The sequence below is a fragment of the Allobosea sp. genome, from assembly GCF_051860145.1.
Lineage (GTDB): Bacteria > Pseudomonadota > Alphaproteobacteria > Rhizobiales > Beijerinckiaceae > Allobosea.
The window spans coordinates 27,125-47,580 of record NZ_JBHYEM010000022.1; the positions used below are offsets into that span (position 1 = coordinate 27,125).

Annotated in this window: 17 protein-coding genes, 1 tRNA gene and 1 pseudogene; 5 read left to right on the top strand and 14 right to left on the bottom strand. The window is 67.3% G+C overall.

The window, feature by feature from the left end:
- From ACTIF2_RS23785 to ACTIF2_RS23800, 4 genes are all read right to left on the bottom strand, one after another.
- Positions 1 to 1,259: ATP-binding cassette domain-containing protein (locus ACTIF2_RS23785; RefSeq protein WP_439499613.1), on the bottom strand; the 1,259-nt coding region annotated here is incomplete at its 3' end.
- Positions 1,259 to 2,095: an ABC transporter permease gene (locus ACTIF2_RS23790; RefSeq protein WP_439499614.1), complete on the bottom strand. Its 837-nt coding sequence runs from the start codon at positions 2,093 to 2,095 to the stop codon at positions 1,259 to 1,261. The genes ACTIF2_RS23790 and ACTIF2_RS23785, both read right to left, overlap by 1 nt.
- Positions 2,092 to 3,069, bottom strand: coding sequence for an ABC transporter permease (locus tag ACTIF2_RS23795; protein ID WP_439499615.1), 978 nt, complete (start codon positions 3,067 to 3,069; stop codon positions 2,092 to 2,094). Before ACTIF2_RS23795 ends, ACTIF2_RS23790 begins: the two co-directional genes overlap by 4 nt.
- A gap of 213 nt (positions 3,070 to 3,282) precedes the next feature.
- Positions 3,283 to 4,851 (bottom strand): ABC transporter substrate-binding protein, encoded by a 1,569-nt coding sequence (locus tag ACTIF2_RS23800; RefSeq protein ID WP_439499616.1) that lies wholly within the window; start codon positions 4,849 to 4,851, stop codon positions 3,283 to 3,285.
- A gap of 225 nt (positions 4,852 to 5,076) precedes the next feature.
- Here ACTIF2_RS23800 and ACTIF2_RS23805 point away from each other — a divergent pair, with 225 nt between their 5' ends.
- Positions 5,077 to 5,880 carry an IclR family transcriptional regulator gene (locus ACTIF2_RS23805; RefSeq protein WP_439499617.1) on the top strand — a complete coding sequence of 268 codons (804 nt, stop codon included), beginning with the start codon at positions 5,077 to 5,079 and terminating at the stop codon, positions 5,878 to 5,880.
- A gap of 22 nt (positions 5,881 to 5,902) precedes the next feature.
- Here the strand turns inward: ACTIF2_RS23805 and ACTIF2_RS23810 are convergent, their stop codons facing one another.
- The gene (locus ACTIF2_RS23810) at positions 5,903 to 7,837 is read right to left on the bottom strand and encodes a TRAP transporter permease (RefSeq protein ID WP_439499618.1); all 1,935 of its coding nucleotides are present in this window, start codon (positions 7,835 to 7,837) and stop codon (positions 5,903 to 5,905) included.
- A gap of 146 nt (positions 7,838 to 7,983) precedes the next feature.
- Entirely contained in the window at positions 7,984 to 8,937 is a 954-nt protein-coding gene (locus ACTIF2_RS23815) for a TAXI family TRAP transporter solute-binding subunit (protein WP_439499619.1), read from the bottom strand.
- A gap of 335 nt (positions 8,938 to 9,272) precedes the next feature.
- On the opposite strand from ACTIF2_RS23815, the gene ACTIF2_RS23820 reads away from it, so the two are divergent.
- Together ACTIF2_RS23820 and ACTIF2_RS23825 are read left to right on the top strand one after the other, a co-directional pair.
- Positions 9,273 to 9,584: a hypothetical protein gene (locus ACTIF2_RS23820; RefSeq protein ID WP_439499620.1), complete on the top strand. Its 312-nt coding sequence runs from the start codon at positions 9,273 to 9,275 to the stop codon at positions 9,582 to 9,584.
- A 225-nt stretch (positions 9,585 to 9,809) separates the two neighbouring features.
- On the top strand, positions 9,810 to 11,027 hold the full coding sequence (locus tag ACTIF2_RS23825) for a GGDEF domain-containing protein (RefSeq protein ID WP_439499621.1): 1,218 nt from the start codon (positions 9,810 to 9,812) through the stop codon (positions 11,025 to 11,027).
- Positions 11,028 to 11,030: 3 nt separating this feature from the next.
- Here ACTIF2_RS23825 and ACTIF2_RS23830 read toward each other — a convergent pair.
- The 7 genes and pseudogenes from ACTIF2_RS23830 to ACTIF2_RS23860 form a co-directional block, all read right to left on the bottom strand.
- Positions 11,031 to 11,180, bottom strand: a pseudogene (locus ACTIF2_RS23830) (GIY-YIG nuclease family protein); the annotation flags it as partial.
- Positions 11,181 to 11,290: 110 nt separating this feature from the next.
- Positions 11,291 to 11,366: transfer RNA gene (locus ACTIF2_RS23835), tRNA-Ile, on the bottom strand.
- 119 nt (positions 11,367 to 11,485) lie between these two features.
- Positions 11,486 to 13,891, bottom strand: a complete 2,406-nt coding sequence (locus ACTIF2_RS23840) for a methyl-accepting chemotaxis protein (protein WP_439499622.1) — start codon at positions 13,889 to 13,891, stop codon at positions 11,486 to 11,488.
- Positions 13,892 to 14,162: 271 nt separating this feature from the next.
- Positions 14,163 to 15,530 carry a TadE/TadG family type IV pilus assembly protein gene (locus tag ACTIF2_RS23845; protein WP_439499623.1) on the bottom strand — a complete coding sequence of 456 codons (1,368 nt, stop codon included), beginning with the start codon at positions 15,528 to 15,530 and terminating at the stop codon, positions 14,163 to 14,165.
- Positions 15,531 to 15,693: 163 nt separating this feature from the next.
- On the bottom strand, positions 15,694 to 16,107 hold the full coding sequence (locus ACTIF2_RS23850; protein ID WP_439499624.1) for an acyl-CoA thioesterase: 414 nt from the start codon (positions 16,105 to 16,107) through the stop codon (positions 15,694 to 15,696).
- Positions 16,097 to 16,468, bottom strand: a complete 372-nt coding sequence (locus ACTIF2_RS23855) for a hypothetical protein (RefSeq protein WP_439499625.1) — start codon at positions 16,466 to 16,468, stop codon at positions 16,097 to 16,099. The genes ACTIF2_RS23850 and ACTIF2_RS23855 overlap by 11 nt, the downstream gene beginning before the upstream one ends.
- A 17-nt stretch (positions 16,469 to 16,485) precedes the next feature.
- The gene (locus ACTIF2_RS23860) at positions 16,486 to 17,514 is read right to left on the bottom strand and encodes a methionine synthase (protein WP_439499626.1); all 1,029 of its coding nucleotides are present in this window, start codon (positions 17,512 to 17,514) and stop codon (positions 16,486 to 16,488) included.
- Positions 17,515 to 17,589: 75 nt separating this feature from the next.
- On the opposite strand from ACTIF2_RS23860, the gene ACTIF2_RS23865 reads away from it, so the two are divergent.
- Complete coding sequence (locus ACTIF2_RS23865; protein ID WP_439499627.1) at positions 17,590 to 18,009, top strand: VOC family protein; 420 nt, start codon at positions 17,590 to 17,592, stop codon at positions 18,007 to 18,009.
- Here ACTIF2_RS23865 and ACTIF2_RS23870 read toward each other — a convergent pair whose 3' ends face one another.
- Positions 18,010 to 19,233 carry an MFS transporter gene (locus ACTIF2_RS23870; RefSeq protein ID WP_439499628.1) on the bottom strand — a complete coding sequence of 408 codons (1,224 nt, stop codon included), beginning with the start codon at positions 19,231 to 19,233 and terminating at the stop codon, positions 18,010 to 18,012.
- Positions 19,234 to 19,419: 186 nt separating this feature from the next.
- On the opposite strand from ACTIF2_RS23870, the gene ACTIF2_RS23875 reads away from it, so the two are divergent.
- Positions 19,420 to 20,445: a 2-dehydropantoate 2-reductase gene (locus ACTIF2_RS23875; protein ID WP_439499629.1), complete on the top strand. Its 1,026-nt coding sequence runs from the start codon at positions 19,420 to 19,422 to the stop codon at positions 20,443 to 20,445.
- Positions 20,446 to 20,456 lie beyond the last annotated feature (11 nt).

The window sequence follows — 20,456 nt, forward strand, 5'->3', positions numbered from 1 at the left end:
TAGCGGTCGATCGCATTGGCCGAGAGACCGACCAGCTCCAGCAGCTCCTTCGCCCGGGTGAGCGCCTGCGCCCGCGGCGTGCCATGCGCCACCGGCCCGTCGGAGATGATGCGCCCGACCGTCTGGCGCGGATTGAGCGAGGCGAAGGGGTCCTGAAACACCATCTGGATGCGGTTGCGGTGCTGCCGTAGCGCGGCCGTGCCGAGATCGCTCAGCGTCAGCTCGCCGAGCTGGATGCGGCCCTGGTCGGGCTCGATCAGCCTGAGGCAGCAGCGCCCGACCGTCGACTTGCCCGAGCCGGATTCGCCGACGAGGCCGAGCGTCTCGCCTCGCGCCAGCGTGAAGCTGACATCCTCCGCCGCCTTCACCTCGCGCCCGGCGCGGAAGAGGCTGCGCTTGCGATAGGTCTTGCCGAGCTTCTCGACGCTCAGCACCGGAGCGGCCTCCGCGATGGCCGGTCGCTGCGGCGGCACGAGCGAGGGCACGGCGGCGAGCAGCTTCTGCGTATAGGGATGGCGCGGTGAGCCCAGCACCTGATCGGCCGTGCCCTCCTCGACCAGCACGCCCTTCTCCAGCACGGCGATGCGGTCGGCGATCTCGGCGACCACGCCCATGTCGTGGGTGATGAACAGCACCGCCGTCCCGTGCTTCTGGCGCAGATTGTCGAGCAGCTTCAGGATCTGCGCCTGGGTCGTCACGTCGAGCGCGGTCGTCGGCTCGTCGGCGATCAGCAGCTTGGGTTCCAGCGCCAGCGCCATCGCGATCATGACGCGCTGGCGTTGCCCGCCGGAGAGCTCGTGCGGATAGGCCTTGGCGAGCCGTTCGGGATCGGGCAGCCCGACCTCGGTCAGCAACGCGACCGCACGCGCCCGTCGCTCGGCCTGGCCGTGCAGCCGATGCGCCTCGAAGGTCTCGACGATCTGGTCGGCGACCCGCATCACCGGGTTGAGCGAGGTCATCGGCTCCTGGAAGATCATGCCGGCCTCGCGGCCGCGCACGCCCTGCATCGCCGCCTCGTCGAGGCCCAGGAGGTCGCGGCCGCCGAGCCGGATCGCGCCGCCGGCCGGCCGCACCGCCTTGGGCAAGAGTCCCATCACGGCATGGGCGATCATCGACTTGCCGGAGCCGGATTCGCCGACGACGCAGAGCGTTTCGCCGGCCGCGATGGACAGCGACACGTCCTCGACCGCATAGGCGCGGTCGGCGAGCGCCGGCAAGGCGAGCTTGAGGCCGTCGATGGCGAGAACCGGGCCGGTCATCACTCCCGCTCCCGCGCCAGGCGTGGGTTGAGCGCGTCGTTCAGCCCCTCGCCCGCAAGATTGAGCGCGAGCACGGTCAGGAAGATCGCGATGCCGGGAAAGAAGCTGATCCACCAGGCGTCGATCAGCCGGGTGCGCCCTGCTCCGACCATATAGCCCCAGCTCATCAGGTTGGGATCGCCGAGTCCGAGGAAGGAGAGCGAGGATTCGAGCAGGATCGCCGAGCCGATCATCAGCGAGCCCATCACGATGATCGGCGCGATCGTGTTGGGCAGCACCTGGCTGAAGATGATGCGCGGCGTCGACTGGCCGATCGTCACCGCCGCCTGCACATATTCGCGCGTCTTCAGCGAGAGCACCTCGCCGCGCACCAGCCGCGCCACCGGCGGCCAGGAGACCACGCCGATGGCGAGCACGATCGAGCCGAGCTGCGGCTGCAGGATCGCGACCATGACGATGGCCAGCGCGAAGCTCGGAATCGTCTGGAAGAACTCGGTGAAGCGCATCAGCGCATCGTCGACAAAGCCGCCAGCATAGCCCGCGACCGCGCCGAGCGGCACGCCGATCAGGAGCGCGACCAGCGTCGAGACCAGCCCGATCATCAGCGAGACCCGCGCGCCATGGACCATGCCGGCCGCGATGTCGCGCCCGAGCGTGTCGGTGCCGAGCGGGAAGCGCTCCAGCGCGAGCGGCGCCATGAAGGGCCGCCCGACCATGCGCCAGGGCGATTGCGGGTAGAGGGACGGCGCCAGCAGCGCGAAGACGATGACGACGAGCAGGATGGCGAGCCCGATCACCGCGCCGCGATTGCGCGCGAAGCGCTTGAGGAAGCTCATGACGTCGCCTCGATGCGCGGATCGGCCAGGCGGTAGACCAGGTCCGTGAGGATGTTGAAGCCGACGACCATGGCCGACGAGACGAAGAAGACGCCGAGCAGCACCGAATAGTCGCGCTGCACGAGCGCGTCGAACATCAGCCGCCCGATGCCCGGCCAGGCGAAGACCGTCTCGGTCAGCACCGCGCCGCCGACGAGCTGGCCGGCCTGCAGGCCCGCCAGCGTCACCACCGGCAGGATCGCGTTGCGCGCCACATGGCGGCGCGAGACGATGGCCGGCGAAAGCCCCTTGGCGCGCGCCGTCTTGACGAAATCGGCACCCGCCACCTCCAGCATGGAAGCCCGCATCATCCTGGCGTAGAGCGCGGTGAAGAACAGGCCGAGCGTCAGCGCCGGCAGGATGAGGTGCTGGCCGATATCGAGCGCCCGCGCGATCCCGGTATAGTTCGCGCCGATCGTCTCATAGCCGACATTGGGCACGAGCCCGAGCTTCAGCGAGAAGACGATCTGGCTCATCAGCGCGATCCAGAACAGCGGCGTCGCGTAGAAGACCAGGGCGAGCGTGGTGATGACGCTGTCCTGCCATTTGCCGGCCCGGCGGGCGGCGAGCGCCCCCATCACGACGCCGAGCCCGAGCGAGACCAGGAAGGCCGCCCCGGTCAGCAGCAGCGTCGCCGGCAGGCGCTCGAGGATCAGGTCGAGCACCGGCCGCTGCTGGCGATAGCTGAAGCCGAGATCGAGCGTGGCGTAGCCCTTCAGGTAGATCCAGAGCTGGTGCAGCAGCGGCTGGTCGAGGCCGAAGCGCTCGCGCAATTGCTGCAGCAGCACCTCGTCGGCCGCCCCGGCCTCGCCGGCGAGCACCTGCGCCGGGTCGCCCGGCGCGGCCCGGATCAGGAAGAAGTTGAGCACGGCGATCGCGAAGAGGACGACGATCCCCTTCGCGAAGCGGCTGGCGAAGAATTGAGCGAGGTTCATCTATGATGTCCGAGGCGGAGGGCTCCCCTTCTCCCCTTGCGGGAGAAGGTGGCGCGAAGCGCCGGATGAGGGGTCGCGCTGCGCTTTATCGTTTTGCCGATTCGCTCCGGCGATGGGAGGTCGTCGCGCGACCCCTCATCCGTCAGCGCTTCGCACTGCCACCTTCTCCCGCAAGGGGAGAAGGGAAGGGGCAGCGTCTCGCGCGCGATCACGTCACTCCTTCCACGCATCCCGGAAGCCGTCATCGACGCCGATGCCGGTGGTGACCAGGTTCTTGACGTTGCAGCGATAGATCGTCGGGAAATCCATCTCTAGCAGCCAGAGCACCGGCAGTTCGTCGGCCAGGATCTTCTGCACCTTGGTGTAGAGTTCCTGTCGCGCGCTGTCCGACGGCGCGATCGCCGCCTCGGCGAAGAGCTTGTCGACCTCGGGGTTCGAATAGCCGCCGACATTGGCGAAGGGATTGCCCTTGGCGATGTTGCTCGAGATGTAGCTGCGCGCCACGCCCATGGCCGGGTCGCCGAGCTGGTAGAGGAAGTTGAAGTTCAGGTCGAAATCCCAGTTGCTGGCCTTCTGGGTCCAGCCCGGCACGTCGGTATTCTCGATCTGGACCTTGACGCCGGCATCCTCGAGATTCTGCTTGATCGCCTCCGACCAGCGGCTCCAGGTCTCGCCATAGGGCAGGTTCAGCAGCTTGATCGTCTCGCCCTTGTAGCCGGACGCCTTGATCAGCTCCTTCGCCTTCTTCGGGTCGTAGCTGTATTTCGGCACATCGTCGGAATAGAACCGCGTCTTCGACGAGATCGGCCCGGTCGGCAGCTTGCCGAGCCCGCCCCAGACCACGTCGCGGCCGAATTCGCGGTCGATCGCGTACATCAGGCCCTGGCGGAACTGCTTGTTGCCGAGGATGCCGTTGCGCACGTTCGGCGTCAGCCAGGCATGGGGGGCGAACATCTCCCAGCCCTTGGTGGTCATGCAGGTATTGGGCAGCTTGGAGAGGCGGGCGACGTCGTAGACATCGACCGAGCCGCCGGTCAGCACGTCGACCTTGCCGGTCTCGTAGGCGACGGCGCGGGCGGCCGCGTCCGGAATGATCTGCCAGTAGATCTCGTCGAGGTTCGGCTTGCCCTTCAGCCAGTAGTTCTCGTTCTTCACGAGGTGGATATAGGAGCCCTTCTTCCACTCCTTGAGCTTGAAGGGTCCGGTGCCGATCGGCGTGTTGTTCGCCGGGTTGGCGCGATAATCCGTGCCGTCATAGATGTGCTTCGGGATCATCGGCGCCGAGGCCACTTCCTGCGTCATCAGCAGCGGCCCGAAGGGCTGCTTCAGCGTGATCCTGACGGTGAGGTCGTCGACCTTCTCGATTGTCTCGACCTGGGCGTTGACGATCGGGCGCCAGCGCGGATGGACCTCGCGCAGGAACTTGTCGAGCGTGAAGACGACGTCGTCGGCCGTGAACGGCTTGCCGTCATGCCAGGTGACGCCCTCCTGGAGCTTGAAGGTGTAGACCTTGGCGTCCAGCGAGATCTCCCAGCTCTTCGCCAGCGAGGGCTGCGGGTTGAGCTTCTCGTCGTAGCGCAGCAGCGATTCGTAGATATTGCCGGCGACCATGTTGGTCGGGCCGTTCTGGTTCAGCCCCTGCATCAGCATGGGCGGCTCGGGCTGCACCACCACATGCACCGTGCCGCCCTTCTTGGGCTCCTGCGCGGTCGCAGCGCCGAGCGCCAGCACGGAGGCGGCGAGCGCCAGGCCAAATCTCAAGCCAAATTTCAATCCGGTCATCGTTGTTCTCCCGTTCCCCTTGGCCGCTCCCGTGGCGTGCAGAGGGCACGGCCAGGCGCGGCGACTTTTGTCGACTGGCTTACGGTCTGGCGGGATCGCACCCCATCACGGTCCGCTTGGCAAGCTCCGCGCCATTGAAAGCCAGAGTCAAAATTCGTGTCAATCTCTGACATGCCGTGTTATTAGACGACACGATCAAGGATCAGGCAGCAGCACCGTCGGGCGATGGCCAGCGCAAGTGAAGACCGCATCGCGAAACTTCCTCCCGGCGTTCCGATCGTCCGGGCGCTCGACCGGGCGATCGCCCTGCTCCGCGCCTTCCGGCCCGAACAGCCCCGGCTCGGCCTGAGCGAGCTGTCGCGCCTCGTCGGGCTCGACAAGGGCACGACCCGGCGCCTGCTGCAGACCCTGCAGCTCAACGAGCTCGTCGAGCACAATGAGCATTCGCAGACCTACGCGCTCGCCGTCGGGTTGATGGAGCTCGGCAGCGCGGTGCCGACCGGCCGCGAGCTGCGCGACATCGCCGGCCCTTATCTGACCGAAATCGCGGAGAAGACCGGCGCGACCTCGTTCCTCTGGGTCCATATCGCCGGCCGCGGCCTTTGCGTCGACCGCGTCCGTGCCTCGCTGCCGCATGTCGACGCGACCTGGTTCTCGGTCGGCGCGCAGGCGCCGCTGAACTGCGGCGGCGGCCCGCGCGTGATCCTCGCTTTTCTCGACGAGGCGCAGCGCCGGGTCGCCCTTTCGCTCGAGCTGCCCAAGCGCGCGCCGGCGAGCCAGACCGACCCCGCCCTGCTCCGGCGCGAGGCCGACCGCATCCGGGCCCAGGGCTGGGAACTGGCCATGGACGATTTCTTCATCGGCCTCACCGGGCTCGGCGTGCCGATCTTCGACCGCTCCGGCGCGCTCGCCGGCGCGCTCAGCATCTCGTCGCTGACCTCGATCGTCGCGCCGGAGGGCAAGCCGGTGCATCTCGACGCCCTGCGCGACGCGGCCGCCCGCATCGGCGCCCGCATCCTGCCCGGATAGGCGCCCGGCCGACGGCTGGGCCTCAAACCGTCCCTTCGCGGCGAGCCGCGGCTTCGGCCTCGATCGCCGGCCGCACCCAGTCGCGCTGCGGCCATTGCAGCGCGATCACCACCAGCGCCAGCACGAACCCGAGCAGGTCGGTGATCCAGTCCGGCTTCACCAGGCAGAAGGCCGCTGCCGCCAGCAGCACGCGCTCCCACATCGCCGCCCGCCGCAGCAGGTAGCCGTGCAGCCCGGCTGCGAGCAGGCCGATGCCGATGCAGGAGCAGACGAAGCGCCAGATGATCGTCGGCCAGTCGCCGATCATCAGCAAGGCCGGCTCGTAGACGAACATGAAGGGCACGATGAAACCGGCCGCGCCGATCTTCACCGCCGCCCAGCCGCTCGACCAGAGATCGGCCTTGGCCAGCCCCGCGGCGGCGAAGACCGCAAGCGCGACCGGCGGCGTGATCGCCGACAGGATGGCGAAGTAGAAGGCGAACATATGCGCCGCCGGCGTGATCACGCCGAGCTTGATCAGCGCCGGCACCAGCAGCGAGGTCATGACGATATAGGCCGGCGTCGTCGGCATCCCCATGCCGAGCACGATCCCGGCGACGGCGGTCAGCATCAGCGCCAGCAGCAGATAGTTCTGCGACAGACCGATCACGGCCTGGGTGAAGACGATGCCCGCGCCGGTCAGCGCCACGACGCCGATCACGATGCCGGCGCAGGCGCAGGCCAGCGCCACGGCGAGCGCGTTGCGGGCGCCGTCGATCATGGCGTCGATGATGATCGGGATGCGGACATTGACGCGCGTCGAGGCGCGCAGCGCCGCCACCGGGAAGCAGAGCAGCGTCCCCGCCAAGGCGGCGAGCGGCGCGCTGTAGCCCGAATACAGCACGACGAGAATCGTGACCACCGGCAGGAACAGATGCCCGCGCTCGCGCAAGGTCTTGCCGAGCTTCGGCAATTCGCTGCGTGGCACGCCCAGGATGCCATGGCGCTTGGCCTCGAAATGCACGGCCGCGAAACAGGCGACATAGTAGAGGATCGCCGGGATCACCGCCCAGATCACCACCTGTCCGTAGGAGACGGAGAGGAACTCGGCCATGACGAAGGCGGCCGCGCCCATGATCGGCGGCATGATCTGCCCGCCGGTGGAGGCCACTGCCTCGACGCCGGCGGCGAAATGTGCCTTGAAGCCGGTCCGCTTCATCAGCGGGATCGAGATCGGCCCGTCGACCATGACATTGGCGACGGCGCTGCCCGAGATCGTCCCGAACAAGCTCGACGACACCACCGAGACCTTGCCCGGCCCGCCGGCCGTATGCCCGGTCAGCGAGAGCGCGAAATCCATGAACAATTGCCCCGTGCCGGTGCGTTCCATGAAGGAGCCGAACAGCACGAAGATCATCACATAGGCCGCGGAGACGCCGAGCGGCGCGCCGAAGACGCCTTCCGTCGTCATGAACAATTGATCGAGCAGCCGCATCGGCTCGACCCTCGCGACGAAAAGCCCGTAGCAGAGGAAGGCGATCGCGGTCAGCGGCAGTGCCCAGCCGATCAGCCGCCGCGTCGCCTCCAGGATGACGGCGATCAGGATCACCGCCATCGCCATGTCGACCGGGGTCAGGTCGTCGACATAGTAGATGCGGTTGACGACGTAATCATAGTTCCAGAACAGGTAGGTGACGGGCGCCATGGCGAGCGCCAGCAGGACATAGTCGAGCAGCGAGGGCGCCGCGTCGGTTCCCGCGCGCCGGTAGATCAGGAAGGTCAGCGTCAGCGCGAAGAGCAGATGCGTGCCGCGGAAGATGATCGCTTCCGGCGTGCCCTGCCCGCCGAAGGCCGGCGGCAGGATCACCCACATATGGTAGAGCGACATCGCGACCGCGATCACCGCGATGGCGAAGCGCACCATGCCGATATGGCTGAAATCGAACTTGAACTCGGGTTTCGGAACGCTGATGTCCACGGGCGTGTCCTGGCTCGACGACCGACCCTCCGCGGCGCGGGGAAGCCGCACGCATGGCGCGACCGGATCGGTGGCTGTTGGGGAACGCGCGCCGGAGCGCCGGCGCGCCGGATATCAGGCGCTCCGCGCGGGACGCTCGCGCACGGTCACTTCGACGCCACCGTGATCCCCTTCTCCTTGTAGAATTTCGCCGCGCCGGGATGGAACGGCACGCCGACATCCTCGGCCATGATCTGCGGCGTCAGGCCGGCCAGCGCCTTGCTGGTCGCGGTCAGCGCCGGGACGTTGTCGGCGATCGCCTTGGTCATCGCATAGACCTGCTCGGCCGGCAGCTTGCAGGATGCGACGATATGGGTGGCGTAGCCGATCACCTTCACGTCCTGATCCTGCTTCGGATAGGTGCCCTTCGGCACCGTCACCAGCGTGTAGCCGGGATTGAGCTTCCTCATCCCCTCGAGATCGGCCGAGAGGTCGAGCAGCTTCACGTCCCGCGCCGAGGCGAGGTCCATCACCGCGCCGGACGGGATCGCCGTGCCGAGCGAGAAGGCCTGGGCGTGGCCGTCCTTCACCTGCTCGACCGAGTCGGTATAGGACACGAAGGAGATCTTCACGTCGCTGTAGCTCATGCCGTGAACCTTGAGCAGCTGACCGGTGATCAGCTCGCCGGTATTGCCGCGCGGCTGGGTCGTGATCGCCTTGCCCTTGAGGTCCTTCACCGTCTTGATGCCTGAATCCGCCGGCACCAGCATCTGGAAATACTGCGGATAGAGCGAGGCGATGTTGCAGATGTTCTCGTGCTTGCGCGGGAAAGGCGCGTTGCCGGCGAGCCCGTCGACCGTCGAGATCGAGTTGCCGAATCCGATCTCGGCCTTGCCTTCCTCGATGGCGCGGACATTGGCGATGCCCGCCCCCGGCAGCGACTGCACTTGCGCGCCCGGAATGGCCTTCTCCCACATGTCCTTGAGCTGGCCGCCGAGCGGCACCCAGACGCCGCCCTGCGGGCCGGTCATCAGCCGCAGCTCGACGGCGAACGCAGCCGGCGCCGCCAACAGGCCGGCGGCAAGGGTCAGGCACATGACGGGCTTTGAACCGATCTTCATCGCAAACTCCTCCCAAGAGCCGTATTCGGTGAGCGCCATGTCTTTTGATGCATGGTCGCGCGATCTGGCAGCGACGCCGGGGGTCAGCCTTCGGTCGCCATCGCGTCTAAGCTACCGGCTGAGCGTCTGCTGGCAAGCCTGAAATTTCAGATCGCACGGCGCAACGGCCGGACGCGGCCGTCAACGAAACCGCAACCTGTCTGAACCGAAGGTTGAGAGCGGGGCCGCCTGCGCGTGAAACCAAATCCCGGGCCCCGCGTTTCATCACGCGCGGCATTCGACCAGGGAGGCAGTCAATGGACAGGCGCTCTTTCCTAACCGCCTTGATAGGCGGCATGACATTCGCCAGCATCGGCGGCGTCACCCTCGCCGAGGCAGCCGAGCCGGTCTCGGCACCCAATCCGGCGGAGGGAGAGCTTCCGCGCGAGACCGCCGAAGCGCTCGACGGGCAGGACGCGGAGTTCACCCACCGCAGACGCCGGCATTGGCACCGGCGCCGTTACTATCGGCGCTACTACCGGCCGAGGTACTATCGGCGCCGCTATCGCTATTATCGCCCTTACCGGCGCTATTACGGCCCGCGCTACTACTATAGGCCGCGCTATTACTACCGGCCGCGCCGGCGGTTCTATTACCGCTACTGGTAGCGCCTGACCGATCCGACCTGCCTCCACCCGCCGGGCGCATCGCACCCGGCGACGGAGGCAGCGGGTTGCGCTCAAGCCGGCTCGCCGAGCCGTAGCCCGCAAGGGCGAAGGCTGGGCGGTGCCGGCTTCGCGATAGACCGGAATCTGCGTCATCGGCTTAAGCGTTTCGAAATGGCGGCCGATCCATAACCTCCTCGCCTTTCGCCAACCGCCGCAGAGTCTTCCGTGCCCCTGGATAACCATTCGCTGCTGACGGCTTTTGCTCTTTCCGGCGGCGGATTGGCGCTGACCTTTTTCGTGAGCTGGCTCGTTTCCAGGACGGAACGCTTCCTGATCGCCTGGACCCTCGGCGTTTCGTTCATGGCACTCGGCGTGCTGATCTATGTCTGGTACGGACAGACGATGTATCCAGTCCTCGGCGCGGCCGGATACACTGTCCTGCTGACCGGCCTCGCCTTCGTCTACGGCGCCGGCCGGGAGTTTCGCACCGGCATTCTCCCCTGGCGCAGCATGGCCATCATGGCGGTCACGTCGTCGACCGTCATGGCAGGGCCCATGCTGGCCGGCTACAATGGCGTTGCCATCGTCATGCTCAATGTCGCGGCGACGGTCATCCTGCTCGTCACGGCCTGGGACTACTGGATCGGGCGCGCGGAAGCCCGGCTGACCATCACGCTGCTGACAGGCCTTTACGTTGTGACGGGGCTCTCCTTCGTTCCCTGCGCGGTCGTGCTGCTGCAGGCCGGCGAATGGCGCCTGTCGCAGGTCCCGTCGAACTGGGCCGAAGACCTCAATATCGGCATATGCCTGACCACCCTCGCCGGCATCGGCGCGCTTTCCCTGGCGCTCAACCAGGTGCGGCTGGCGCGCGGCCACAAACGCGACGCCGAAACCGATCCGCTCACCGGCCTGCTCAATCGGCGCGCGCTGCTCGGCCGTATCGCGGGCGAGATCGAAGGCCCCGCCGCGCTCGTCATTTTCGACCTGGATCACTTCAAGACGATCAACGATGTCCATGGCCATCTGGCCGGCGACGATGTGCTGCGAACCTTCGGAGAGATTCTGACGCTGTCCTGCCGATCGCAAGGTCTCGCGGCGCGGCTCGGCGGCGAGGAATTCGCCCTGCTGATGCCGGGAGCCTCGCTCGTCACGGCAGCGATTCTGGCTGACGGCGTGCGCACGCGCCTGGCCAAGCGCCATTTCACCGGAAATGGCGGCTCGTTCAGCAGTACCGTCAGCGCAGGCGTTTCCTGCTCCGAGGACGCCGTCATCGATTTCGACACGCTGCTGCACGATGCCGACAAGGCGCTCTATGCAGCCAAGCGGAACGGCCGCGACCGTGTCGCCGTCAGTTCGGACAATATGGAATTCCAGACGCACATCCGGTCGATGCCGGACGGTCAGCGCGGCCCGATCGATCTCGTCAGACTCAAGACCGGCTAGCTGGAGCCGCTTCTTGGCAAACGCGCGACCGGATGCGGATTTCAGATATGCCTCGAAGGCGAAGGCCTGCTTGTCGTCCGGGAAAGCGAGACAGGTCTTGATCCGCCACGGCGCGAACGTCGAGCTGTGAGAAACGTCGCTGGCGACACCCACATAAAGCCACTCGGCGCGCCGAGGCTTGCTGGGATGCCGACGTAGCGCAAGGCCTGCCTCGGTGGCTGCGCCACTCCGGCTCGCCGAGCCAAAGCCCGCAGGGCGAAGGCTGGTGGGCCGGGCCGGACTCGAACCGGCACCGGCGCTGTTATGAGCAGCGAGCTCTAACCATTGAGCTACCGGCCCGCTCTCCGCGTACCACCCTCCCCGGCGGCCGGGCAAGGCCGAAACGGGCTTGCGAAACGAAACGGCCCCGCGCTGCCGAGGCAGGCGGGGCCGCATGTCGCGGACAGGGTGGTTTCCGTTCAGGCGGCGCGCGCCACCTCCGGCTCGAGATGCGCCGCGACGTGACCCTCGCGGAACTGGAAACGGCCGATATGCTCGGTGAGCGCCCGGGTCTGCTCGTCGGTCAGGGCGAGCGCGGCATTGGTCTCCTCGACCAGCGCGGCGTTCTGATGCGCCATCGTGCCGATGCCGTCGATCTCGTTGTTGATCGCCGAGACGTCGCTGGCCTGGCTGCGCGCGGTCTGCGAGATGCCGTTCATCAGCCCCGACAGGTCGTTGACCGAGGAGACGATGCTTTCGAACATCGCGGAGGTCTCCTCGACCAGCCCGACGCCGACCTCGACATCGCCATGGGCGGCCTCGACCAGGCGCTTGACGTCGTTCGAGGCGTCGGCCGAGCGCTTGGCGAGGCTGCGCACCTCGGCGGCGACCACGGCGAAGCCACGGCCGCTGTCGCCGGCACGCGCCGCCTCGACGGCGGCATTGAGCGCCAGCAGGTTGGTCTGGAAGGCGATCTCGTCGATCATCGCGATGATCTCGGAGATCTTGCTCGACGAGGACCGGATGCGCCGCATCGCGTCCAGCGCCGAGGCGACGACCTTCTCGCCCTGCTGGGCGCGCTGCTCGGCGCTCTCGGCCATGCCCATGGCCTGCGACGCTTCGGCGGCGGTCTTCTTCACCGTCCCGGCGAAGGCGCCGAGCTGGTTCGTCGCCATCGAGACGGCATTGCTCTCCTCCGTGGTCCGCTCAGCGAGATCGGTGACGCCGTCGAGGATCTCGCTCGTCGCGTTGCGCACCGCCGAGACGGTGTCGGAGAGGCGCGCCAGCGTGCTCTCGAACTCGTCGGCGAGGCCGTTGGCGCCGTCCTTCAGCTCGGCGAAGGCACCCTGATAGATGCCCTCGACACGGGTCGAGAGATGGCCTGCCGAGAGCTCGGCGAGGACCTCGCAGGTCTCCGACAACCCGGTCTGCACCGTCTCGAGCAGGGCGTTGACCGAACCCGCCAGGGCGTTCAGCTCGGCATCGGCGAAATTGGCCGAAACCCGCTGGCCGAAATCGCCCGCGGCGGCTGCCGCGACGACCTCGCCAAAAGCCTGGCCGAGCTCCTGCATCATCTCGCGGCGGCGCTGCTGCGCCAGGGCCTCGTCCTCGATCTTGGCCGCTTCGGCGGCCCGGAGCGCCACCGCATTGTCGCGGAAGAGCAGGACGCTGCGCGCGATGTCGCCGATCTCGTCATTGCCCTTGGCGTCGACGACGGTCTCGAGCTGGCCGTCCGCGATCGCGCGGGTCGCCGCCCAGAGCCGGTTCAGGCGGCCGACGATCATCGGCCGGACATAGAGCAGCGACAGCGCCAGCGCGACGAGGAGCGAGCCGAGACCGATCGCACCCAGCCACCACTTGCTCTGCTCGATCAGCTTGCCGGTCGAATTGCCCGCCATGCGCGCATCGTCGCGCGCCGCCTTGACCAGCGTGTCGACCTCGCGCCGCACCACGTCCGCGGCGCGGTTGAGGTCGGTCAGGCCGGTCTGGATCGCCTTGCGGGTGACGATGTCGCGGTCGCGCACGTCGAACAGGCCGCTGCTGCCTTCGGCCACGTTCAGGATGGCGTTGACCGAGCGGTTGCGGCCCTGGTTCGGCGCGATCTTCTCCGCCTCGCCGAGCGCCGTCCTGATCAGGCGGGCAATGGCGTTGAAACGCTCGCGCGAGACATTGAGCTGGCTGCTATCCTCGATCTGGGCGACTTCGCGCAGCAGGCCGACCATTTCGCTGACATCGGCCTGAAGGCTGCGGGCGAGGTCGAAGGCGACGATGTCGCGGCTGGACAGGCTCTTGAGCGCGCTGGCGAGCTCGTCACCGGAAAGCGACGCGGCGCTCTCGATGCCGTAGGCGAGATTGAACTTCGCCTCCTCGGCCTCGCTGCCGACCGCCTTGACGAAATCCTCGCGCGCCTTGTTCAGCGCCTCCAGTGCCTCGGCCGCCTCGCTCGCATTGCGCAGCCGCTGGCCGGTCAGGTCGTTGATGTCGTTGATCTGGCCCGAGAGGACATCGATGGCGGCCTGCGCCTTCTTCTTGTCCTGGCCGAAATCGGCGATCTTGCGCAGCAGCTCGAACTGGCGCGCCTCGACGGTGTCGAGCTCGCCGGTGAGCGCGGAGCGATCCTTGACGGTCTGCACCTCGCTGAAGCGCGAGGCGATCGCGGTCGACTTGGTCGCCGCCTGCGAGAGTTCGAGCGCGAGCTCGACCAGCGGCATCTTGTGGTCGATCAGGTCGTCGACCGTCTGGTTGACGCGGCCATAGGAGAGCCAGGCGACGCCGGACGCCACCAGCGTCAGCACGGTCAGGACGCCGAGCGCCGCATAGATGCGCGCGGCGATTCCCACGCGCAGCGGCGCACGCTGGCGAGCGGGCTTCTTGACCTTCTTCATAGTCGTTCTCCGGAATGCGTGCAGCGCGCGACGGTCAGGGCGTCAGGAAGGAAACGGCTACACGTCCGGCAGGGCACGCAAACGGGCCTCGGCGTTCGAGCATGAACAGTTCCCCAGCTCTCTTTCGGTCAGCCCTTGGACAGGCTTTCTTTGAACGCCAGAGTTGCGGGTGCACGCTTAAAAAACGCTTAAGTATCCGCGCTGTTCTGAATCACTGCGACAAAGGCGCCATTCACGGATCGTTAGGGAATGGAGCCCGCTGCCGCTGCGTTCAGTGCGAGATGCGCAGGGAGTTGATCTCCTGGCCGATCGCGCGGAAGGCATCCTTCAGATCGGTGCCGCTATTGGGTAGATAGGCATGGGCCGGGCTGGTGGCGCAGGTGCGCATCAGGTTCTGTGCATTGGTCGAGTCCAGGTTGAACCCGACCGTATAGAGCAAGATACCGGCAGCCTTGATCTTCTCGCACAGCGTGAGGGCCTGGTTGTGCGAAGAGCCGTTCGTCGCGTTCTTGTTGATCTTGATGTCGTTCGTGCCGAAGCCGGAATCCTTCGACAGCACACCATCGGCATAGGCCGTGTTGAACTCGCCGTCGGTCATCAGGATCACGACCTTGAGCAGCTCGCGCGTGCCGTAGGCCGCCGGGCGGCTGGCGCTCGGCCAAAGCGAGGCGAAGTTCGGCGAGACCATGTACCAGCTCCAAGCCAAACCGATATGTCCTGCCGTCGAGCCCTGCGCCTGATAGGTGTCGATGCTGTTCTTCAGCGTCGTCCGGTTGGAGGAAAGCGGCACGATCGCCGCCGATGGGCAAAGGTTCGCGTCGCCGCTTGGCGAACCGATATACTGACGCCCGACGAAGGCCGTCGACGGCGCGGCGTCGGTATAGGCTTGGGTGCCCGTCCGCTCGGTCACGCAGGTCGAGGCCGTGTAGGTCCGATCGGTCGCCGACCAGGTCGCATCCTTGAATGTGTATTTCTGAGAACCGGGTGTCGTCGCAGTACCGTTGCGCAGCGTCCCGCGCACATTGTTGGCATAGGTGCTCCCGACATTCACGGCACTGGCATAGGGCACGAGCGAGACCTTGGAGTAATGCGGCGTCTGCACGTCCTTGACGACGAGGTCGACAAGCTCCTTGGCCGCCGTCTTCAGATCGCTCAGCGGAGTGCCGCGCATCGAGCCCGTGATATCGAGCGCAATGCCGACCTCGACGCTGTTCGACGAGCGCAGCACCTCGGCCTGGGCCGAGACCGGGATGACGTCGATCCCCAGCAGCCCCGTCACCGACATCGGCACGTTCGCCTCGGCCGTTGCCGTCACGCGCTGGTTCGCGTCCATGGTGAAGGCCGCCGTGGTCACCGCGCCGTATTTCGCATGCGCCATGTTGGCGTTCAGCATCGCCGTGCCGATCCGCTGGATCTCTTCCGGATTGGTCGCGTCCGAGCGGGCGATATAGAGCGCAGCGGAATCCAGCGCCGCCTGCAGCGCAAGCCGCGTCGTCGAGGCGCGGTTATAGTCGATCAGCGCGAAGGTCAGGCCGAGCAGAACCGGCACCGTCAGCCCGAACAGCATCAGGACTGCGCCCTCCTCGCGCTGGGAGAACTGCTTCAGGAGGGTGCGGAAGCGGGTCAGGCGAAGGGACATGGCGGGTGGGTTCCAAGGTTCGCCGAAGCAAACCATCGCCGCCTGTCGCAATCGTTAATAAAACCCCGCAACCTCGGGGCGCAGTGAAGAATCCATTAGCGCAATCGCAGACTTCCTGACGTTGGGTCGCCTGGAGCATCGATCCTGCTCCAATTTTCCGGCTCTAGGCCCCTCCAGACGCCGGAACCGGGCGCGGGCGGCCCTCCTCGTCGATCGCCACGAAGGTGAAGGTCGCGTCCGTGACCTTCTCGTGCAGCGTCGTCCTGAAGCGCTTGGCCCAGGCCTCGACCTGGATCTTCATCGAGGTCCGCCCGACCGATTCGACGACGGTGTAGACGCTGAGCACGTCGCCGACCTTGACCGGCCGGATGAAGGTCATCGCCTCGACCGCGACGGTCACCACGCGCCCTTGTGCCCGGTCGACGCCGGCGATGCCGCCGGCCTGGTCCATCCGCGACATCACCCAGCCGCCGAAGATGTCGCCATTGGCGTTCGTGTCCGCCGGCATGGCGATGGTCCGCACGGTCAGCGTGCCGCGCGGTTCTTCCTCGGGACGCAGGCCAGGCTCAGTCGTCATCGCTCTTTCCTTCCTCGACATGGAAGGAATGGAGCACACGATGCAGCACCGGCGCCAGCACGAAGCCGCTCGCGATCACCACGAACAGGCCGGAGAAGATGGCGTAGAGGCCGGCGAAGATCTTGCCGCCATCGGTCTTGAGCTGGTCGACCGGCCCCATGCCGGAGAGGATCATCGACGCGTTGACGAAGGCGTCCGTCAGTCCCATGCCCTCGGTGCCGGCATAGCCGGCCATGCCGATCACGAGCCCGACCACCGCGAGCGCGACATAGAGCGCCATCGCCCGGCCGAGCCGCAGCGCGAAGCGCCTGATCGGGATGACCTTCTGGCGACGATGCTCGAAGCGGATCAAGCCGGCCATGGCGGCGCTCCTTTGGCTCAGGCCGCGCGGCCGAGTTCCCGGCGCACCAGGGCGGCGCCGGCCGCCAGCGCCGCGAGCTTGCCATAGGCGACGGCGCCCGACATCGGCGCGAGACCGCAATTCGTGCAGGGGAAGAGTTTTTCGGGGGCGACGAAGGCGAGCGCGGCGCGGATCGTCGCGGCGACCTCCTCGGGCGTCTCGATCGCGTTCGAGGCCACGTCGATCGCGCCGGCGAGCACGTCCTTGCCGTCGAGCAGCTTGATCAGCTCCAGCGGCACGCGCGAATTGCGGCATTCCAGCGAGACCTGCTGGATCGAGCTGCGGGCGATCACCGGAAAGGTCTCCTCGTACTGGCGCCATTCGCCGCCGAGCGTCGCCTTCCAGTCGATATTGGCCTTGATGCCGTAGCCGTAGCAGATATGCACCGCCGTGGTGGCGGTGAGCCCCTCCGCCGCCCGCTCCAGGCAGGCGATGCCCCAGTCGGAGACCTCCTTCATGTAGACGTTGAAGGCCGGCTCATCGAACTGGATCACGTCGACGCCAAGCCGCTGCAGCTCATGCGCCTCCTCGTTCAGCACCGCCGCGAAGGCCATGGCGAGGTCCTCGCGCCGTCCGTAATGCTCGTCGGCGATGGTGTCGACGATGGTCATCGGCCCCGGCAAGGTGAACTTGAGCCTGCGCGTCGTATGGGCCCGCGCCGCCACCGCCTCCATGGCATGGACCGGGCCCTTGCGCCGGATCGGCCCGGTCACGGTTGGCACCTCGGCTTCGTAGCGATTGTTGCGGATGCCCATCACCGTCTTCTTGGCGAAGTCGATGCCGTCGAGATTGGCGAGGAAGCCATGGACGAAATGGACGCGCGCCTGCTCGCCGTCGCCGACGATGTCGAGACCCGCATCCTCCTGCAGCTTGACCGAAAGGATGGTGGCGTCGCGCTTGCCGGCCTCGAGTGCCTCGCCTTCGAGCCGCCAGGGCGCCCAGAGCTTCTCGGGCTCGGCCAGCCAGAGCGGCTTGGGCAGGCTGCCGGCGAGCGTGGTCTGAAGCATGGCGGTCTCCCAAGAAGCTTGCCGCCGACATTGGGCAAGCCGCACACTCCGTCAAGCCGACAGGAGGAGAACGCCATGACCAGGCAGACCATGATCTGCATTTCGCTGCGCTATGCCGACGCCCCTCGCATGTATGGCTGGCTGATCGAGGCCTTCGGCTTCGAGAAGCACGCCGCCTATTATTCGGAGGACGGCAAGACCCTGCTCCATGGCGAGCTGCGCATGGGCGAGAGCTTCATCATGCTCGGCTCCTCCGAGAACAACGAATTCGGCAAGCTGGTCTCGCGCCCGGCCGAGCTCGGCGGCACCACCGCCTCGCCCTATATCGCGACCGACGAGATCGATGCCCGCTGCGAGCGCGCCCGCAAGGCCGGCGCCGAGATCTGCATGGAGCCGACCGACCAGCCCTATGGCAGCCGCGACTTCATCTGCAAGGACCCGGAAGGCCATATCTGGTGCTTCGGCACCTACCGGCCTGGGGAGATGCCGGCCTGATCACGCCGCCGCCAGCTTCGGCCGCGCCTTCAGCATCAGCCAGCAGACGATGGCGAGGTTGACGAGGTTCCAGACCAGACCGTTGAGGAAGGCGAACCGGTAGGACGAGGTCGCGTCGAAGATCAGCCCGGAGACCCAGCCGCCGAAGGCCATGCCGAAGATCGTCGCCGACATCACCACGCCGATGCGTACCCCCGCCTCGCGCGGCGGCATGTAGTCGCGCACGATGATCGCATACATCGGCACGATCCCGCCCTGGAACAGGCCAAAAATGCCGGTGACGACGAAGAGCGAGCTCAGCCCGTCGAACCAGAGATAGAGGAAGAGCGCCATGCCCTGCATCAGCGAGGAGAGCGCCAGCGTCGCAGTGCCGCCGATCCGGTCGGCGACGAAGCCGGAGCCGACGCGGCTGACGATGCCGAGCGCCATCATCACCGTCAGCATCTCGGCGCCGCGCGCCACGCCATAGCCGAGGTCGCTGCAATAGGCGACGATATGGACCTGCGGCATCGACATCGCGACGCAGCAGCAGAAGCCCGCCACGATCAGGAGGAACTGGAGCTGGTTCGGCGAAAGCCCGAGATCGCCCCGCGCGCCGGCGCTCGTCGCCTCGGCCGCCGCCATGCTCGCCGCGCTCGGCCGGCGCCGGAACAGCGGCGCCAGCGGCAGCATCACGACCAGCGCCGCGATGCCGAGCCCCAGATGGGTCGCCCGCAACCCGTGCGTCTCGACGCCCCAGTTGATCAGCTGGGGCCAGACCATGCCGGCGAGATAGCTGCCCGAGGCGCCGAAGACGACGGCGAGGCCGCGATAGCGCCGGAACCAGTGCGACAGGTCGGCGATCAGCGGCGAGAATCCGGTCGAGGCGCCGAGGCCGATCAGGAAGGCATGCGCCAGCGCGAACTGCCAGAGCGTGCTGGAGATCGAGGCCAGCGCGTAGCCGCCACACAGCAGCAGCGCGCCGAGCACGATCGGCCAGACCACGCCGAAACGATCGGCCAGCCGGCCCATGACGATGTTGCCGATGCCGAAGCCCAGCATGGCGCAGGTATAGGGCAGCGAGGCGCCGGCGCGCGTGACGCCGAACTCCTGCTGGACCGTCGTCACCACGACGACGGCCGACCAGGAGCCGACGCAGGCGACCGTCCCCACCAGCAGCGCCAGCGCGAGCCTCGTCCATGCGTAAGCCGAATCGGGCGCGTAGCGCGCGTCCTGAGCGTTCATGTTTCCTCGTCGCGGAGAACGTTCGTCTCCTTGCCTGAGCATTAGGCGGCGCCGGAAACGGCAACAAGCGCGTGGGCGGCGGGGCAGTGCAGCGTGGATGTGGGGGCCCACCCGCCCTCACTCGCAGCGCTTGCAACCCGTGCGCGCGGCTCGGCATGCTGCGCGCTCAGTTTTCCGGGGCGCGCGATGACGAGCATCTGCATCTACGGCGCCGGCTCGATCGGCTGCTATCTCGGCGGCCGGCTCGCCGCCGGCGGCAGCGATGTCGGGTTCATTGGCCGCCCCGGCATCGGCGGAGAGCTTCGGCAGCACGGCCTGACGCTGACGCATTATGACGGCGGCGGCTGGCTGGTGCCGCCGGAGAAGATCGCCGTTGCGACGGAGCCCGGCGCGGCTGCGGCGGCCGAACTGATCCTCGTCACGGTCAAGTCGGGCGCGACCGCACAAGCGGCTGCCGAGCTCGCTGGCGTGGTCCGGCCGGGCGCCGTCGTCGTCAGCTTCCAGAACGGTCTCGGCAATGCCGAAACCCTGCGCGCCGCGTTGTCCGCCTGCACGGTGCTCGCCGGCATGGTGCCGTTCAATGTCGTCAGGCGTGGCGCCGGCGCCTTTCATCAGGCGACCGAAGGCGGGCTCGATGTTCAGGACGACGAAGCGCTCGCGCCCTTCCTCGCCGATTTCGCCCGCGCCGGCCTCGCACTCCACCGCCATCGCGAGATGTTGCCGGTGCAATGGGCGAAGCTGCTGCTCAATCTCAACAACGCCGTCAACGCCCTCTCAGGCTTGCCGCTGAGGGAGGAGCTGGCGCAGCGCGACTATCGCCGCTGCCTGGCTCTGGCGCAGGACGAAGCGCTCCACCTGCTGAAGCAGGTCGGCATTGCACCCGCCCGCCTGACGCCGCTGCCCGCAGGCTGGATCCCGGCGCTGCTGCGCCTGCCGGACGCGCTCTTCGCCATGCTTGCGCGCCGCATGCTGGCCATCGACCCGCTGGCGCGCTCCTCGATGGCGGGCGATCTCGCCGCCGGGCGCAGCACGGAGGTCGACTGGATCAATGGCGAGGTCGTGCGGCTGGCCGAGAGGCTCGGCCGGCAAGCGCCGGTCAATGCGTGCCTCTCTGCCCTCGTCCATGCCGCCGAAAAGGAGATGCCCCTGCCGCGCTGGAGCGGCGAAGCCCTGCTGGCGGAGCTTCAGGCCGCGAGCACGCCGCAGCCGTGAGCGGCGTGGCG

Excerpts from the sequence above, each read along its gene's own strand:
- ACTIF2_RS23790 (WP_439499614.1), bottom strand. The coding sequence starts at position 2,095 with ATGAGCTTCCTCAAGCGCTTCGCGCGCAATCGCGGCGCGGTGATCGGG.
- ACTIF2_RS23795 (WP_439499615.1), bottom strand. The coding sequence starts at position 3,069 with ATGAACCTCGCTCAATTCTTCGCCAGCCGCTTCGCGAAGGGGATCGTC.
- ACTIF2_RS23800 (WP_439499616.1), bottom strand. The coding sequence starts at position 4,851 with ATGACCGGATTGAAATTTGGCTTGAGATTTGGCCTGGCGCTCGCCGCC.
- ACTIF2_RS23805 (WP_439499617.1), top strand. The coding sequence starts at position 5,077 with ATGGCCAGCGCAAGTGAAGACCGCATCGCGAAACTTCCTCCCGGCGTT.
- ACTIF2_RS23815 (WP_439499619.1), bottom strand. The coding sequence starts at position 8,937 with ATGAAGATCGGTTCAAAGCCCGTCATGTGCCTGACCCTTGCCGCCGGC.
- ACTIF2_RS23820 (WP_439499620.1), top strand. The coding sequence starts at position 9,273 with ATGACATTCGCCAGCATCGGCGGCGTCACCCTCGCCGAGGCAGCCGAG.
- ACTIF2_RS23840 (WP_439499622.1), bottom strand. The coding sequence starts at position 13,891 with ATGAAGAAGGTCAAGAAGCCCGCTCGCCAGCGTGCGCCGCTGCGCGTG.
- ACTIF2_RS23845 (WP_439499623.1), bottom strand. The coding sequence starts at position 15,530 with ATGTCCCTTCGCCTGACCCGCTTCCGCACCCTCCTGAAGCAGTTCTCC.
- ACTIF2_RS23850 (WP_439499624.1), bottom strand. The coding sequence starts at position 16,107 with ATGACGACTGAGCCTGGCCTGCGTCCCGAGGAAGAACCGCGCGGCACG.
- ACTIF2_RS23855 (WP_439499625.1), bottom strand. The coding sequence starts at position 16,468 with ATGGCCGGCTTGATCCGCTTCGAGCATCGTCGCCAGAAGGTCATCCCG.
- ACTIF2_RS23860 (WP_439499626.1), bottom strand. The coding sequence starts at position 17,514 with ATGCTTCAGACCACGCTCGCCGGCAGCCTGCCCAAGCCGCTCTGGCTG.
- ACTIF2_RS23865 (WP_439499627.1), top strand. The coding sequence starts at position 17,590 with ATGACCAGGCAGACCATGATCTGCATTTCGCTGCGCTATGCCGACGCC.
- ACTIF2_RS23870 (WP_439499628.1), bottom strand. The coding sequence starts at position 19,233 with ATGAACGCTCAGGACGCGCGCTACGCGCCCGATTCGGCTTACGCATGG.
- ACTIF2_RS23875 (WP_439499629.1), top strand. The coding sequence starts at position 19,420 with ATGACGAGCATCTGCATCTACGGCGCCGGCTCGATCGGCTGCTATCTC.